Annotated in this window: 15 protein-coding genes; all 15 read right to left on the bottom strand. The window is 32.6% G+C overall.

The window, feature by feature from the left end; all coding sequences use genetic code 11:
• Position 1: 1 nt before the first annotated feature.
• The 15 genes from ASD98_RS18295 to ASD98_RS18225 all read right to left on the bottom strand — a co-directional run bounded on the left by ASD98_RS18295 (position 2) and on the right by ASD98_RS18225 (position 14,604).
• Positions 2-1,519: an NAD(P)/FAD-dependent oxidoreductase gene (locus ASD98_RS18295; protein WP_056207132.1), complete on the bottom strand. Its 1,518-nt coding sequence runs from the start codon at positions 1,517-1,519 to the stop codon at positions 2-4.
• Positions 1,520-5,197 (bottom strand): 1-acyl-sn-glycerol-3-phosphate acyltransferase, encoded by a 3,678-nt coding sequence (locus ASD98_RS18290; protein ID WP_056207130.1) that lies wholly within the window; start codon positions 5,195-5,197, stop codon positions 1,520-1,522.
• A 169-nt stretch (positions 5,198-5,366) separates the two neighbouring features.
• Entirely contained in the window at positions 5,367-6,551 is a 1,185-nt protein-coding gene (locus tag ASD98_RS18285) for a DUF2062 domain-containing protein (protein ID WP_056207128.1), read from the bottom strand.
• An 18-nt stretch (positions 6,552-6,569) separates the two neighbouring features.
• Positions 6,570-7,055, bottom strand: a complete 486-nt coding sequence (locus ASD98_RS18280; protein WP_056207126.1) for a hypothetical protein — start codon at positions 7,053-7,055, stop codon at positions 6,570-6,572.
• Between the two features lie 2 nt (positions 7,056-7,057).
• Entirely contained in the window at positions 7,058-7,429 is a 372-nt protein-coding gene (locus tag ASD98_RS18275) for a 3-hydroxyacyl-ACP dehydratase (RefSeq protein WP_056207124.1), read from the bottom strand.
• Positions 7,430-7,438: 9 nt separating this feature from the next.
• Positions 7,439-8,083 (bottom strand): outer membrane beta-barrel protein, encoded by a 645-nt coding sequence (locus ASD98_RS18270; RefSeq protein ID WP_056207122.1) that lies wholly within the window; start codon positions 8,081-8,083, stop codon positions 7,439-7,441.
• 3 nt (positions 8,084-8,086) lie between these two features.
• The gene (locus ASD98_RS18265) at positions 8,087-8,701 is read right to left on the bottom strand and encodes an outer membrane beta-barrel protein (protein WP_056207120.1); all 615 of its coding nucleotides are present in this window, start codon (positions 8,699-8,701) and stop codon (positions 8,087-8,089) included.
• Positions 8,701-9,297, bottom strand: a complete 597-nt coding sequence (locus ASD98_RS18260; protein WP_056207118.1) for a porin family protein — start codon at positions 9,295-9,297, stop codon at positions 8,701-8,703. The genes ASD98_RS18265 and ASD98_RS18260 overlap by 1 nt, the downstream gene beginning before the upstream one ends.
• A gap of 37 nt (positions 9,298-9,334) precedes the next feature.
• Positions 9,335-9,970, bottom strand: a complete 636-nt coding sequence (locus ASD98_RS18255) for a hypothetical protein (protein WP_056207117.1) — start codon at positions 9,968-9,970, stop codon at positions 9,335-9,337.
• Positions 9,936-10,565, bottom strand: coding sequence for an outer membrane lipoprotein carrier protein LolA (locus ASD98_RS18250; protein ID WP_056207115.1), 630 nt, complete (start codon positions 10,563-10,565; stop codon positions 9,936-9,938). Before ASD98_RS18250 ends, ASD98_RS18255 begins: the two co-directional genes overlap by 35 nt.
• Positions 10,555-11,259, bottom strand: a complete 705-nt coding sequence (locus ASD98_RS18245) for a polysaccharide deacetylase family protein (protein ID WP_242412137.1) — start codon at positions 11,257-11,259, stop codon at positions 10,555-10,557. Before ASD98_RS18245 ends, ASD98_RS18250 begins: the two co-directional genes overlap by 11 nt.
• Before the next feature lie 68 nt (positions 11,260-11,327).
• Complete coding sequence (locus ASD98_RS18240; protein ID WP_056207110.1) at positions 11,328-12,389, bottom strand: beta-ketoacyl synthase N-terminal-like domain-containing protein; 1,062 nt, start codon at positions 12,387-12,389, stop codon at positions 11,328-11,330.
• Positions 12,389-13,585 (bottom strand): beta-ketoacyl-[acyl-carrier-protein] synthase family protein, encoded by a 1,197-nt coding sequence (locus tag ASD98_RS18235; protein WP_056207108.1) that lies wholly within the window; start codon positions 13,583-13,585, stop codon positions 12,389-12,391. The genes ASD98_RS18240 and ASD98_RS18235 overlap by 1 nt, the downstream gene beginning before the upstream one ends.
• Before the next feature lie 141 nt (positions 13,586-13,726).
• The gene (locus ASD98_RS18230; RefSeq protein WP_012023174.1) at positions 13,727-13,984 is read right to left on the bottom strand and encodes a phosphopantetheine-binding protein; all 258 of its coding nucleotides are present in this window, start codon (positions 13,982-13,984) and stop codon (positions 13,727-13,729) included.
• Positions 13,985-13,986: 2 nt separating this feature from the next.
• Positions 13,987-14,604, bottom strand: coding sequence for a hypothetical protein (locus ASD98_RS18225; RefSeq protein ID WP_056207106.1), 618 nt, complete (start codon positions 14,602-14,604; stop codon positions 13,987-13,989).
• Between the last annotated feature and the right edge of the window lie 28 nt (positions 14,605-14,632).

Below are 14,632 nucleotides of genomic sequence, written 5' to 3'. Positions count from 1 at the left end.
TTTATTCAGATTCGGAATTAATTTTCGTAACCAAATATTCTTTGCCCACAATTTCAGAACAGGTTGAAACGGCACCAATTGTTACACCCAAAACGCCGTGCATATTGATACTTTGACCTGTAAGATATAAATTATCCAATTTTGTTTTTGCCGGAATTAGCGTTTTCATCGGATTGTTAGAATCTTTAACATAACCGTACATATTTCCGTTAAAACCGCCAATATAATCGCGATAAGAAAGCGGAGTAGAAGTATGAATTGATTTTATACAATCCCTGATTCCCGGAAACTTAATTTCAATTTCGTTTAAAAATTTAGCCGTTTTTCTCGACTTAAATTCCTCATAACTTTCGCCGCGATCGCTTTCTTCGGCTGTTGTATTAAAAGTGTCAATCCAAGGCTCGACATCTTCATATTTCATGTAGGTTATAAACGTCATTCCTTCTGCCCAGATTTCCTCTTTTTTTGAAGCATTCATCGAAGCCATAAAACCTTTTGGCCACGAATCTTCATCATATTCATGTGCCGTCCAGACTTCGCTGGTTTTCTTAAAATGATAGAAATTGTGATTGATATATTTAAAAGTGTGAGGCTTAAAAACAATGTATAAACTAAAGGCAGAAATGACGCCTTCAAGACTTTGTACACGATTAACAAAAGCTTTTCTGAAGTTTTCTTCACCCGCCATTTTTAAAGTTGTTTTCGGTTCAATATTCGAAATAAACTTCGAGCCAAAAACTTTTGTTCCATCTTTTAACTCAACGAAATCGACTTTATTATCTTCAACATTAAAACGTGTAACTTCTTTGTATTTATAAAATTCGCCGCCGTATTTTTTAAGTTGTTTTAAAAGCTGTTTTGTAATCTGGCTTCCGCCATTAATGCATCGCCACGAACTTTGAATATAAGAGTTTACTGAAAGTGCATGAACATAAAAAGGCGATTTATCCGGAATTCCGGCATACAGAAAATTAGAACCGGCAAGAACTGCTTTTAGTTTTTCATTCTGTGTACACTCATCAATAATTTCTTTTGCATTGAGTGCCAGAATTTCGTTGTCGTATTTCCCTTCCCAGTTTAAATTATAGAGCGGAAAAGCATCGCAGATTGTTTGCAGCTTTTCACAGTATTTTCCAATATTTGCTTTTTCTTCAGGAAAAAAAACTGCCAGTTGATCAGCAAAATTTTCGTAACCCTGCGCATGCGGATATTCGTTTTGATCGTCTTCAAACGAAATCATATCGTAGCAATTTTCATCTAATTTTTTTAGATTGAGATGATCAATAATTCCAATATATTTAAAATATTTATACAAATTTTGACCTTCAGCTAAACCTCCGATATAATGAATTCCAGTATCAAAAATAGTTTTATCGCGAACAAAAGTCTGCAGATTTCCTCCATATTGATTGTTCTTTTCGAGTACACAAACGCTGTAGCCTTCTTTAGCTAAAATTATAGACGAAACCAATCCGCCTAAACCACTGCCAACAATTACTACATCGTACTGCTCTTTCATTTATTTTTTATTTAATACAATTATCGCGTTTTCTTCTGAAACAATTTCGAAACCATAACCAAACAATTTCGTTTTTAAATTAGAAGAGTTAACTAAAATTATAGAAGAAGCTGCAATCACTTTTTCAAAATCCGCCGCATAATTTTCATCAGAAATTAAAACAACGTCATATTGATCTTCAACTGCTGAATCTAATTGATCCAGATAAGATATTTTTCTCTTTTTTAGAAAATAATTTGTTTTGGCAACCAATAATTTTTCTTCATCATTTATAAAAGAAACTATTTTTCGCTGTGGTTCCTGCAACGCCAATAAAACATCTAATTGCCCATAATCATTAGCAAGATGTAAAATTTTAGCTTTAGAATTAATGTATTTATTTAAATTAAAATACGTTTCTAAATGCTGCTTTAAATCTTTTTTTACAGCATTTTCAACTTCAATTTCTTTATAATCATAACTGTTAACCAGCATTTTTTTGAAATAATCCGGGCCTTCTAACTGCTGGCGAATTTTACGATGCTCCTCTTTAAAAAAGGCACTTATTTGTTTTGTTCTTTCGGCATAATTATTTCCAAAAGAAGTATTTTCAGGGGTAATTCTTTCTAAAATGGTAACGGTCAAATTTCCGTCATGAATGACAAAATCGCCTTTCGGAATTAACTCTGAAGCACCATGAATTACAACCGGAACGATGTCTAATTTAAATTCTTCGGCAAGGAAAAAAGCACCTTTATGGAATCGTTTAATAACATTGTTTTCTGAACGTGTTCCTTCCGGAAATACCATTAAGGAATAGCCCTCGTTTACTTTTTTTCGTAAATGTTCAACGCCGCCTTCCAAACCTTCAGAAACCGGATAAAAACCGGCTTTTCTAACAACGCCCCCAAAAATAGGAGAATTGTAAACCCAGTCGCTTACGAGAAAAATAATTTTTGGACTCAGCATTCCAATCGATAAAATATCTAAAAATGAAGAATGATTGGCAATAATAACCGCTGGTTTTTCAAACGTTTCATTAAAATTATTAACGACTTTTTTGTGTATAAAAGGGTTGGAATATAAAACCGATTTCATGTATTTTGAAACCACATATCTAAAACCTTTCATTTTTGTTTTTTTGCTGAGCGGCAAAATAGGCATTATTGTAAAGCTGAAAAATGACATTAAAATACCGCCAAGTCCGTAATAGAAAAATGACATTACACCGTAAGTAAAAGTGCGTAATTGAAAAGGCGGGTTTCCGTTTTTAGGTCTGTTTGAGAGAAATAATTTAAACAGAATTGGATAAAATATAAATGTAATAATTAATGCTGCAAAAACTCCAATTAATGAAACCGAAGAAATAGAACGCAATGCTGGATGTTTGGCAAAAATCATGGCGCCAATTCCTAAAATGGTTGTAATTACCGCCAGAATAATTGACGTTCTGTAAATGGCAATTTCGTTTTTTCCGTTTGTATATTCTTTTTGTAAAGCACTCGTCATGAAAATACTAAAATCGACACCATGACCAAAAATCAAAGTGCATACAATCATGCTGAAAATATTCATCTGAATGCCAAAAAGACCCATAATTCCTGCGGTTACAATTCCCGTTAGAGCGATTGGAATAGAGCTTACAATGACCAATTCGATTCTTCGGAAAAAGAAAAACAAAATTAAAATTACAGCAACAAAAGAATAATTGACAAGCGAATTAAAATCAGTTTTTAAAGTGCTGAAAAAAGTCTCGTTCATTTGCTGACGATCAATTGCAATTAAATTTTCTTTTGCAGAAGTCGATTTTACAAATTTATCACGCTGTTTAGGTGTCACTTTTACTAAAGTCGAAATCGTGTAAAAACCATTTTTTTCGGTTACAAATTCTTTCAGCTGCAACGCTTGAATTTTTAAATAATCTAGGGTAGAAATTGGTTTAAAATGAAAATCTAAATGATCAAAAAACAGAGAATAAGTAGTTGGCTTAAAGCCGAATTTTGAGCCTTCGGTAATTAATTGGGATTTTAAATTTTGTTTTTTTTCTGAATTCCAAAACGAATTCCATTTTGCAATTTTCTGAATTTGTTCTTTTTGAGAAAGTACAATTCCGCCAACCGAACTAAAATTCAATATTTTGTTTTGTTGTTTTTCTTTAGTCAAGTCGGTAAAAAGTTTGCTGTTGTTTTGCAAAACTTCTTCCATGCTTTTTCCGTAAGCCGCAACATAAATGGTTTTTGAAGTTAAACTGGTACTTTCTTCCAATTGTTTTTCGGCGGCTTTAATATCTTTCGGAACAAAATTTAACTGCGACAAATCGTTATTGAAACCAACATTGTTATAAGTAAAGCAGCAAATAATGGTAATGATAACACAAAATCCAATTAAGAATTTGTTATTGTGAAATGAAAAATGGGCCAGTTTATCGATCGCATTTTTCTTGTGTTCAAAATTGTTTTCTTTTGGTTTATATAAATGCGGAACAATCAAGAGAGAAAAAACTCCGGCTGCCATAACAATAACGGCAGCAAAAATTCCGAGATCATTTAAAGCATCAGATTTTACAAAAAGCAGACATAAAAAGGCAACAGCAGTTGTAGAGCTGCTCATAATTACCGGCATCGTAATGTCTTTATACAGTGTTTTGATGTCGCTGTTATGTTTGTAATGTGTAAGAATGTGAAGCGAATAATCGATCGTGATTCCCAATAAAATAGAACCAATTCCGAGTGAAATGGCTGAGATTTGTTCTTTTACAAAATATAAAAAGGCAACGGCGAATAAAGCTCCAAAAACGGTTGGCAGAAAAATAATTAACGGAATCAATATTTTTCTGTAAAACAAAATCAAAATCAGCATTAGCGTAATCATTGCGATTGTTGTAGTTAAAACAATATCGCTTTTAATTTGTTTGGCGTTTGCGGCCGCAATTAATGCTGACCCAAAATAACTCACAGAAGTTTTTCCTTTAAACTGCGTATTTAAATTTTCCTGAATCGATTTTAGTTTTTCGGCAAAAATGCTGTTTTTTTCTGTTTCGCTTGAAGAAATATCTGAGGTGATAAAAAGCAATAATTTCTTTTTATCTTTTGTCATTACAAAACCATTGTCGAGCGTAAAATCGTCGCCAATATTTAATTGTTGTAATTTTTTTAAAGCGATAAAAGAAATCCCAAGCGGATCCTGCAGAATAAAATCTTTCGTGATAAATCCCGAAGGTGAAATAATCGATTTGTAATTTCCCTGAACGGTTGCCGCAATACTATCTTTTTGCAGTTTGGTTTGAATGACAGCATAATCTTTATCTTCAAGAAAAAGCGGCAGATTATTATAAACAAAATCAATAGTTTCCTGAATGTTTTCTTCATCAACTTTTCCCTGAATTCCGGTTATATAAGGTTTGCAGGAATTAGCAACGCTATCTGAAAAAGCGGTTGCTATTTCTTTTAAATCTTCGGCAGAACCATTTTTTTCGAGTTTGAAAATAACGGTAGTTTTATCGGCAAAGTTTAGTTGTTTTAAAACTTTTGCAGTTGCATCGGCTTTATCGTTTGTTGGAATAAGCTTGGTAATGTCTTCTTCAAATTTAATTTGAGAAGCAAAAAATCCAAATACCAAAAGCATCAAAACAGCCAAGTGAACCGAGAGAGATTTTCTTCGGTTTACAAATAAATGAATGGCGTAAAAGTATTGATGCATAATTATTTATTATTTTTTTTGCCACAGATTATAGGATTAAAATGATTTTCCAATCTGTGTCTGTTTGCCACGAATTTCACGAATTAGCACGAATTAATTTGTGGTAATTCGTGAAATTTGTGGCGAAAAAAAATCTTTGTAAATCTTTTAATCTGTGGCAAAACCGTACCTAAATATTCGTTTTGTTTTTAGAACTAAAAGCGGTTAAAAGCAAATAACTTATTAGGCCAGCTGATAGTGCTAAAACGGATGCTAAAATAAGACTTCCGACGATATATTGTGCAGCGTTTTTTTGAATATCGTCGAGTGTGGCCGAACTATCTAAAATTAATGGCGCATCACTAGAAATAAAAAGACTTCCCGTTTTTAATGAACCATAGATTACCAGCGGAATAAAAGGAGGAAAACTCACATTTGAAGACAAAAAAGCGATTACTTTATTGAGCCTGAATAAAGCGGAAAAAGTAAAAAGAAGTATGGTTTGAAATCCCCAAAAAGGAGAAATTCCGATAAAAATTCCCAAAGCAATTGAGGCAGATTTCGTAAAATTAGAATCGTTGCTTTCTAAAATATCTTCCAGAAAGAATTTTTTAAAACCTTTTTTTTTTGCTCGTCGAAAGAAATCACGAGGTTTAATATACAACAAAGCATTGATTACCAAAACGGTATTTAAAATACTGATTCGGGTAAAATCCCTGAAAGGGCGAAAATGCGAAACACGTTCTGCCGGATCATACAAAACCTGAATGGGAATATTTTTAACGATAATTCCTTTCCACGATGAACGAACAATTACCTCAATTTCAAACTCAAATTTATTAGTATAGAATGGTTTCGGAATTAATTTTAAAGGATATAATCTAAAACCAGATTGTGTATCCTGAAGTTCAATTCCGGTTTCAAACTTGAACCAGAAATTAGAGAATTTGTTGCCAAAACTGCTTTTCTTAGGAACATTTTCCTGCGTCATGTTTCGGCTTCCAATTAAAAGTGAATTGGGTTCTTTTTGAATTTCTTCAATAAAATTTGGAATATCAGATGCGAAATGCTGGCCGTCAGAATCTATAGTGATGGCATATTCAAAATTCATTTCAATTGCTTTTCTAAATCCATTTCGCAGTGCTCTTCCTTTTCCTAAATTTTTAGGATGATGAATTTGAGTAAACTGAGAATATTGTTTTAAAATTTCGCTGGTTTCATCTGTTGAGCCATCGTTGACAATAATGATATTTGGAGTGAAATCTAAAATAGAATCCAACACTTTTTTCAATGTTTTCTGGTTATTGTAAGTTGGTACAATAACACAAAAAGAAGTTGAATCGAGCAATTCCTGCTTTGATAAAATAGGTTTCATTGAGAATTTTTCATGAGCTTATTTTACAAACTGTTTCTCTTTGTCAGAGAAACTTTTCGATTGTAAAACAAAGTCTTTTAGATAATCTTTCAAAGCACCATTTTGCTCTGCATAATGTGCCGTGATGAATTTTTTATCTTCTTTAATATTTTTTCTGTAGCCCGTAATTCCCGGAACATTTTCCTGAATACTCAGTCGAATCATTCTGATTTCGATATTATTAGGCTCGCTTTTTATAGTCGATTCAAGAAGTTTCGCGCCTTCTTTAAAACGAGAAATTTTGCTTCCTAAAACACTTTCAAACTTAGAATCTAATAAAATCGAAGCGGCTTTGTAAGCCACTAAAATTTTATCATCGGTATTTGAAACTCCGGAAAGTTTTTCGATAAATTCTTTAGAATTGGTTTCTGATTTTGTAACATCAGTATACATTTTGCGGATGGAAGCCAAATCTGGAGTTCCTGCAAAATTTATCCATAGAAGTAATGACAATAGTAATTTCATAATTATAATTTTTTATACACATTGCTTAATTTTAAAGCGGTGGTATCGTTAAAATAGGTGGTGTTTTTCACCTTTACCAAATCATCTTCTGTGGTTGTAATGTCAAGTTCTAAACGCAGTTCCGGATTCGTCTCCGGATTAATTAATGCCATGAATTTTACATTCGAAAGTGTTTGTATTATCAACGAACTTTTTGTGATTGACTCCACAAGTTCTTTAATAATTTGAATCATGCAAACGCCCGGCATTATTGGGTTTCCAGGAAAATGACCTTTAAAAACCTCATGATTGGCATTAACTAATATACGAAAATTATATTTAGCATCGCCTGTTTTCTCCTCCGAAAGTACTTTGTAAAAATCTTTTAAAACCATAATTTTTTATTATTTTCCGAATGTATATGCGGCACCAAATTGAAACACTAAGTTAGAATTTGTAGTGGCAGCCCCGTTTGCATCATCAAATGCATCCATTACTCCTTTTTTGATTCTTGCTTCAAATGCAATTCCTTTTGGCAGACTAAATCCTAAGCCGCCAATAATTCCAAAATCGATATCTTCAGCATTGGAAACATTTGCAAAAAAATTATTTGATTTATTGTATTTAATTTCTTTTCCAACAATAATATCAGCAAAAGGACCAGCTAAAAAATATATGTTTTCAGTAATGTTAAATTTGTTCATCGTTACAAAAGATAAATACTGAAGTGAAATATCTAAATCTCTGTTTTCATAAGTTAGTCCGGATTGACCGTCTGGGTAATAAACAGGATAAAATCCTTCAACAGAACCTTTTGCTCCTTGTCTTGAATACGTTATTTCTGGCTGTAAAGTATAAATTTTTCCAAGTTTTAAAGCTCCAAAAGCACCAATGTAAAAATCTGTTTTACTATTTAGATCCAAGTCAGAGCCTGTTATTTTAGAAATATTAACTCCCGCTTGAATTCCCGGTCTAAAAGTTACTTGAGCTTGTGTGCTTACAAATGCAAAAAACACCAATGCAATAATGGTTAAATTTTTAATATTCATATTTTATTTTACGTTAAAAGAGTAGGTAACGCCTATTTGAAAATTGACATTAGTATTATAATCACCAAAAAAATAATCATTATTAAAATTATTATAATAATAATCGCTGTCTAAAACATCATAAAGACCTTTTTTAAATCGAATTTCAAATCCAAGTCCGGAAGGCATTTTATAAGCAAGGCCAGTAACAAACGAAAGATCATTGTATGTTTTTCTAAAAGCTAAATTATCGTCTAAAAGAACATCTAAAGCCGGCCCGAACTGTACCTGAAAACCTTGTCCAAATTTTAATTTGTTAATCAAAGCAATCGACAAATAACTTATTTGCAAATCCTGATAAACGACTCTTTCTGTCTGTGTATTTGGGTCAATAAAATTTCGGGCAACATTATTAGAACCTTGCCTGATATAATTTATTTCGGGCTGAAGCGCATAACGTTTCGATAAGTTTATTTCTCCAAAACCGCCAATATAAAAATCCGGTCTGTAATCGGCATGTGTTTCTGAAATTGTAGAAAGGCTCAAACCAGCTCTTAAACCAGGAGTAAAAGTTACCTGAGCTTTTGAGGCAAACATTCCGATAAATAAAACAAAAGTAAATACGATTATTTTCCTCATTATTTTACTTTAAAAGTATAGCTGATTCCTATTTGGAAAACCTGATTCAAGATAACATCATCATAATAATAATCGTTATCATTATCAATTCCATCATAACCATAAATATCTATCATTCCTTGTTTGATTCTGGCTTCAAAAGTTAATCCGTTTGGCAGCGTATAACCAACACCTCCCACAATTGCAAGGTCAAAACCTTCAGGATTGCTGTTGATATAATTATCACCAACTTTTATATCTAAAGATGGACCGGCTAAAACATGAAAACCTTTACCTCCAAAATGATATTTGGCAACGGCACCAAGTGTAAGATAGTTTAATTCATACTTTTCAGAATAATAACGGCCGTTTTCGAAATATCTTCCTTCATCACCTTGTCTTGAATATGTTATCTCAGGCTGCAGCGAAAAATATTTATTAAATTTAATGTCCACTAATCCACCAATATAAAAATCTGTTTTAGATCTATTATCGTCAATATTGGTTAATGTTGAAATATTCAAACCGCCTCTAAGGCCGGGACTAACTTTTACCTGTGCTTGTAATTTTACAAGACCGATAAATAAAACGAATGCAATTAAGGTTATTTTTTTCATCTTTTGATTAGTTTAATTTTATGGTTAGTTTAAGTTTCTATTCTGATTTAAAATAATTTAGCTCAATTTTAAGCTTAATATTTTGATGAATTATCTGGATTTTCTCAGCAAAAATATTGTTTTCTGAATTGAAAAACAGCGTAAATTTTTCTTTTGTTTTAGATGCGTGAATGATCTTTTCTAATTTTTGATCTTTTTTAGAGATAAAAATATAATTGTCCCGTTTTCCATCTGCCGATTTATAAATGTCATTTGATTCGTTTTCAAATTGTTGCTGAATCAAATATTGTTTTTTTAAAAGCAGTCGAAAATCTTCTTTTAAAGTATTAATTAAAATTTTTCGATCTAATTCTGAAACAATCGAGTTGACTTTAAAATCAGTTTCAGAAATTTCAAAATCCATTAATTTATTTCCGAATTCCGTTGTAAAAACAATTCGATGTGTAGTGTCGTTTATTTTTTTGGCAATGAAAATTCCCGACAATTCATTTCCGTAAACAGATATGTTAGTTTTATAAACATAATCGGTTTTTGAATCTGAAAAATACGGAACCTCATAAGACGTTTTGTCTAATTTTTTTGGCGTATAGTTTTTTGTGACCGAGCCGCAAGAAACCAAAACAATTGCCAGAAAGCAATTAATTAGTAAAAACTGAATCGTCGATTTTTGCATTGATCACTTTATTTTTAAGTACAATTCTGGTATAATCTTCTGATGATTCTAATAATTTTACCTGAACGACAGTTGCTTCCTCTTTGTCAAAAGTCAGTTCAATTTGTTTGATGTATTTTTTCAGCGTCGCATCTTTCGGAATAAATTTCGCAAGGTTTTGCCCTTTCAATTTAAAATACGAAATCGTAAATTCTTTATCGTCAAACATATTTCCGCTTACGCTTCCAATAATTAATTTATTGATTCGCGCAAAGATTTTGCTATTGCCAATATCGACCGCACTTTTCTTTCCCTCGTCGTTAATCAGGATTTTTCCGTTCTTAAAAACAATGCTGTAATTGTATGGTTTTTTATATTGCCATTGCAAAAGTGCAGGCTCTTTAAAAACCATTTTTCCCGAAGTTTCAATATCTTTCGATAAAAAATCCAAATGTTTGTATTGAACAAAATCTGTACTCAAAGTTTTGATTTTTTTAGATACCACATTTACGTCTTGCTTGAAAGCCGCAATTTCGGCATCCGTCATTTTTTGTTCTTGTGCCGATACATTGAAACCGATAATTAAAAATAAGAATAGATATATTTTAGTCTGCATACGCTTTTAGATTCAAAAGTTCTTCAATCGAAATCACTTCATAATTGTTTTGCTTTAAAAATTGCAAAAACTGTTCCAATACTAAAACAGAGTGTGATCCCGTGTCGTGCAAAAGTACGATTCCGCCGGGAGAAACCCGTTTTATAATTCGATTGAAAATTAATTGCTGATTTTTTGTGCCTCCATCAAGAGAACGAATATTCCAGCCAATTGTTTTATGTCCGGTAATTTTTAAAGCTCTTCGAATTGATGGCGTCGTAACTCCGTAAGGCGGACGAAAGAAGTTTATTTTTTTTGAAGTGAATTTTTCCAGCAATTTATCTGTTTTCCGAAGTTCATCAATTATTTTATCTTCATTATAAAAATCGAAAAATTTAGAATGAGAATAAGAATGATTTCCGACCAAATGACCTTCGGCGATAATTTGTTTTACAATTTCGGGATGCGTTTCGATATTCTTTCCGATACAGAAAAAAGTCGCTTTGGCATTGTATTTTTTTAGAAGCGCTAAAACTTCTAAAGTAAATTCACTTGGGCCGTCATCAAAAGTTATGGCAATTTTTTTCTCTGTCTCCAGCGGATTATTGCAGAAAGCTTTTACATGATAATTGGAAGAAATTCTTGAAGAACCAACAGCATTTATTCCGATCCAGACAAAAATTATAGCAAAAAAGAACCACAAATTTATTGCCATAAAAAGATTCAGAAGAAAAACTAAAAGCAATAAAAAGATAAAAAAGATCGAGATGTTTTTATGCGTTATCATTTTGAAAGTAACGTAAAACTATGATTTTTTCCATTTAATTGATTGTACAATAAAATGGTTTTATAAGCTGGTTTTACAGCCGAATTTACTTTTATAATTTCTGGAATTTCCTGTGTTTTTAAAATCTTCGAAGCCATCCAAAAAGCAAAAGCTGAAGCCGTATCGTATTCGCCGCTTAAATGTTTGTAGTACAAAACAGGAGTTTGTGCGAAAGCATTTTCAGCCAGATTTTTATAATAATTTTCGAAAGCTGCATTTCCGTCAAAACCTAAGACCAAAGCATCAATATCTGAAATTTCTAAATTATTAGATTTCAAAAAAGATTTAATCTCTGTTTCAATTTCGTTTTCTTCCAGCGTATTTACGATTGCAATATCTAGAAGTTCAGCGTATGTATTTTCTTTTCTTTCATTTTCTAAAACAAAAAAACTGGCGCCTTCTCCATAAACAGCACCGCTCGTTGTGGAATTTAAAACATCATAAGGAGCAGCATTATCTGCTTTAATGCGGCCGTTTAATTTAAAAAGTGAAGTTGTATACTCACCGTTTTCATCAACACCTCCAACTAAAATTGAATTAGCTTCGTCTTCTTCAATCTGCATTTTAGCATCCAAAAGTGCCGATTCAAAAGAAACCGCGCCGTTTACATACGTAAAATTATAACCTTTACATTGTTGTAAAAGTGCAATCTGCGCACCAACGGTATTATGTGTAGATTGAATAAAAGAAGTCGGTGTTAGAAATTCTTCTTTATTGTCTAAAATACTTTTTAGAAATTTTTCAGAATCTTCGATGCATCCTAAACCAGTTCCGGTAATAATCGCATCAACCTTTTCGACATTGGCATCTTTCATGGCTAAAGCCGAAGCTATGATTCCGTTTTTTACACCTTTTGCCATTCTGCGGCTTGCAGCCGGAGAGATATATTCTTTGTACGCCGGCGGAACGATTGCCAGTACATTTTCATCGTGATTTACATTGGCTTCTTCTAAAAAAACAGTATCAAATGTTTTTTGAGTCGAAATACAGCCTACTCCATTTATATATGTTTTTTTCATTAGCTTTTTGAAAATATAAGGGTTGAACAATTTCCTCCAAATCCAAAAGAATTAGACAAAACGTGTTCGATATTTTTAGTTATTAATGAAGTCTGCGGAGTCAAATCAAACTCTTCCATTTGAGTTTCAAAATTCAAATTCGGATAAACGACATTATTCTGAATAGCCAAAACACTGTAAACAGCTTCAATTGCCGCTGCTGCCGCTAGAGTGTGGCCCGTAAAAGGTTTTGTAGAACTAAAATCCGGAACATTCTTGTCCTCATAAATTCTCTTTATTGCTCTTCCTTCAGATAAATCGTTATTTGGGGTTGCAGTTCCGTGAACGTTGATATAGTCAATTTGAGAAGGTTTTAAACCTGAAACTTCAAAAGCTTTTTTCATGGCCAGAAAAGCGCCGTCTCCATTTTCTGAAGAAGCCGTTTGGTGAAAAGCATCATTTGCATTTCCGTAACCAGAAACTCTTGCCAGTACTTTTTTATTTTGTTTGGCAACAATTTCATCCGATTCTAAAACCAAAAAAGCCGCAGCTTCTCCCAGATTTAATCCTTTTCGGTTATTGTCGAAAGGTTTGTTGTAATCGTCAGATAAAATCATCAAAGTCTTAAATCCGTTGATGGTAAATTTAGATAAAGCATCAGCTCCGCCCACAATAACACGATCAAGTTTTCCGGTTTTAATCAATCTTGCACCCAGCATAATCGAATTGGCAGCAGAGGAACAAGCTGTGCTGATGGTCGAAACCATTCCTTTTAAACCCAGTTCTTCTGCAATTTTATCTGCAACATCGCCGCCGTCATGACAGGTAATATATTTAACCAGTTCGGGTTTTTCGAAATAATCGTAATAATGTTTCTCTGTCATGTCCATTCCGCCCACACTTGTAGCCGAAATAAGTCCGGTTCTAAATTCGTTGATTGAGGTTATGCCCGCATTTTCAACAGCTTGTTTTGCTGCCAAAGTACCAATCATAGCGGTTCTCGAAAAATTATTATCACTGTTTAATTCCAGTTCAGCGATAAGTTCATCGTTGGTTTTTTTAATTTCACCCACTTTAATAACATCTGCATGAACTGTAGAAATATTAGAGATACGGGAAATCCCGATTTTATTTTCGATTAACGAATGGTAGTTTTCCTCAACCGAATTTCCGATTGAAGAGATAATTCCCATTCCCGTTATTGCAACACCTTTCATTTTAGACTTCTTAGATTGTTAGAATTTTAGACTTCTTGGATTTTTTTATTAGACTTTCTTAAAATTTTTGATATTAGACTTCTTAGATTTTTGGAAAGCATTGTCTAAGTAGTCTAAAAATCTAAGCCAATCTAAGAAGTCTTATTTCGTTCTGTTAGCGCTAATATAAGCCGCCATAGTTTCGATAGATTGGAAAATTGTTTTTCCTTCTTTCGGATCTACTAATTTAATTCCGTAATCTTTATCTAAAATCACGATCAATTCAAGCGCATCAATCGAGTCTAAACCTAAACCATCTCCAAACAAAGGATCGTTATCAGCAATGTCTTCGATTGTGATATCTTCAAGGTTTAAAGTCGTAATGATTTTATTTTTTAATTCTTCTTTTAATGCTTCCATGATTATTTATTATATAATGTATTGATAGTTTCGTTTGTATATTTTGTGTTTTCTGTTGCGCTGATTGTGCACAGAAAAGCCTTATAATTATCATTAAAATATTCTACCCAGCCGCACAAAACCATATCTGCTTTATTCGTATTCAAAAGAATATCTGAATAATTCGACATGAATTCGGTGTTAAAGGCATCAAATATAAAGAAAGAATTTTCACTTTTCAGCTGATGACGGATACTTATTTCGCCTAAACAAATATTTGGCAGCGTATAAACAAAAACCGCCGGACTCGGAAAATAGTTTTCTTTATCAGAAATTGATTCCTGATATTTTACATCGGTATCTAAACTTGATGATTTATTGGCCAAAACCAAAGCGATATTATTTTCTTCTTTTGTCGAAGTTATCGGACTTAAAAGTAACTCTGACCCTAAAAAAGCCAGTTTACTCAAAGCATCCATTTTGAAAAATTTTGGATATTGCATTTCAAAATTACGATACGCTTGTTTAGAGAAATCAGCAAAATCTGTTGGTTCAATTTTGAATATAGAAGTTCCGTTCAAAACAATTTCGTTGTTTTGAATGGTGATGCAGGATTGTATATTGGTTTTGTTTTGAGTCATTTGTTTTAACCACTAATTTTTCGCAAAA

The sequence above is a fragment of the Flavobacterium sp. Root186 genome (genome assembly GCF_001428525.1).
Taxonomy (GTDB): Bacteria; Bacteroidota; Bacteroidia; order Flavobacteriales; family Flavobacteriaceae; genus Flavobacterium.
This window is presented reverse-complemented; position numbering and strand designations above follow the sequence as displayed.

Excerpts from the sequence above, each read along its gene's own strand:
- ASD98_RS18250 (WP_056207115.1), bottom strand. The coding sequence starts at position 10,565 with ATGCAGACTAAAATATATCTATTCTTATTTTTAATTATCGGTTTCAAT.
- ASD98_RS18270 (WP_056207122.1), bottom strand. The coding sequence starts at position 8,083 with ATGAATATTAAAAATTTAACCATTATTGCATTGGTGTTTTTTGCATTT.
- ASD98_RS18275 (WP_056207124.1), bottom strand. The coding sequence starts at position 7,429 with ATGGTTTTAAAAGATTTTTACAAAGTACTTTCGGAGGAGAAAACAGGC.
- ASD98_RS18260 (WP_056207118.1), bottom strand. The coding sequence starts at position 9,297 with ATGAAAAAAATAACCTTAATTGCATTCGTTTTATTTATCGGTCTTGTA.
- ASD98_RS18265 (WP_056207120.1), bottom strand. The coding sequence starts at position 8,701 with ATGAGGAAAATAATCGTATTTACTTTTGTTTTATTTATCGGAATGTTT.
- ASD98_RS18225 (WP_056207106.1), bottom strand. The coding sequence starts at position 14,604 with ATGACTCAAAACAAAACCAATATACAATCCTGCATCACCATTCAAAAC.
- ASD98_RS18255 (WP_056207117.1), bottom strand. The coding sequence starts at position 9,970 with ATGCAAAAATCGACGATTCAGTTTTTACTAATTAATTGCTTTCTGGCA.
- ASD98_RS18290 (WP_056207130.1), bottom strand. The coding sequence starts at position 5,197 with ATGCATCAATACTTTTACGCCATTCATTTATTTGTAAACCGAAGAAAA.
- ASD98_RS18245 (WP_242412137.1), bottom strand. The coding sequence starts at position 11,259 with ATGGCAATAAATTTGTGGTTCTTTTTTGCTATAATTTTTGTCTGGATC.
- ASD98_RS18230 (WP_012023174.1), bottom strand. The coding sequence starts at position 13,984 with ATGGAAGCATTAAAAGAAGAATTAAAAAATAAAATCATTACGACTTTA.
- ASD98_RS18295 (WP_056207132.1), bottom strand. The coding sequence starts at position 1,519 with ATGAAAGAGCAGTACGATGTAGTAATTGTTGGCAGTGGTTTAGGCGGA.
- ASD98_RS18235 (WP_056207108.1), bottom strand. The coding sequence starts at position 13,585 with ATGAAAGGTGTTGCAATAACGGGAATGGGAATTATCTCTTCAATCGGA.
- ASD98_RS18285 (WP_056207128.1), bottom strand. The coding sequence starts at position 6,551 with ATGAAACCTATTTTATCAAAGCAGGAATTGCTCGATTCAACTTCTTTT.
- ASD98_RS18280 (WP_056207126.1), bottom strand. The coding sequence starts at position 7,055 with ATGAAATTACTATTGTCATTACTTCTATGGATAAATTTTGCAGGAACT.
- ASD98_RS18240 (WP_056207110.1), bottom strand. The coding sequence starts at position 12,389 with ATGAAAAAAACATATATAAATGGAGTAGGCTGTATTTCGACTCAAAAA.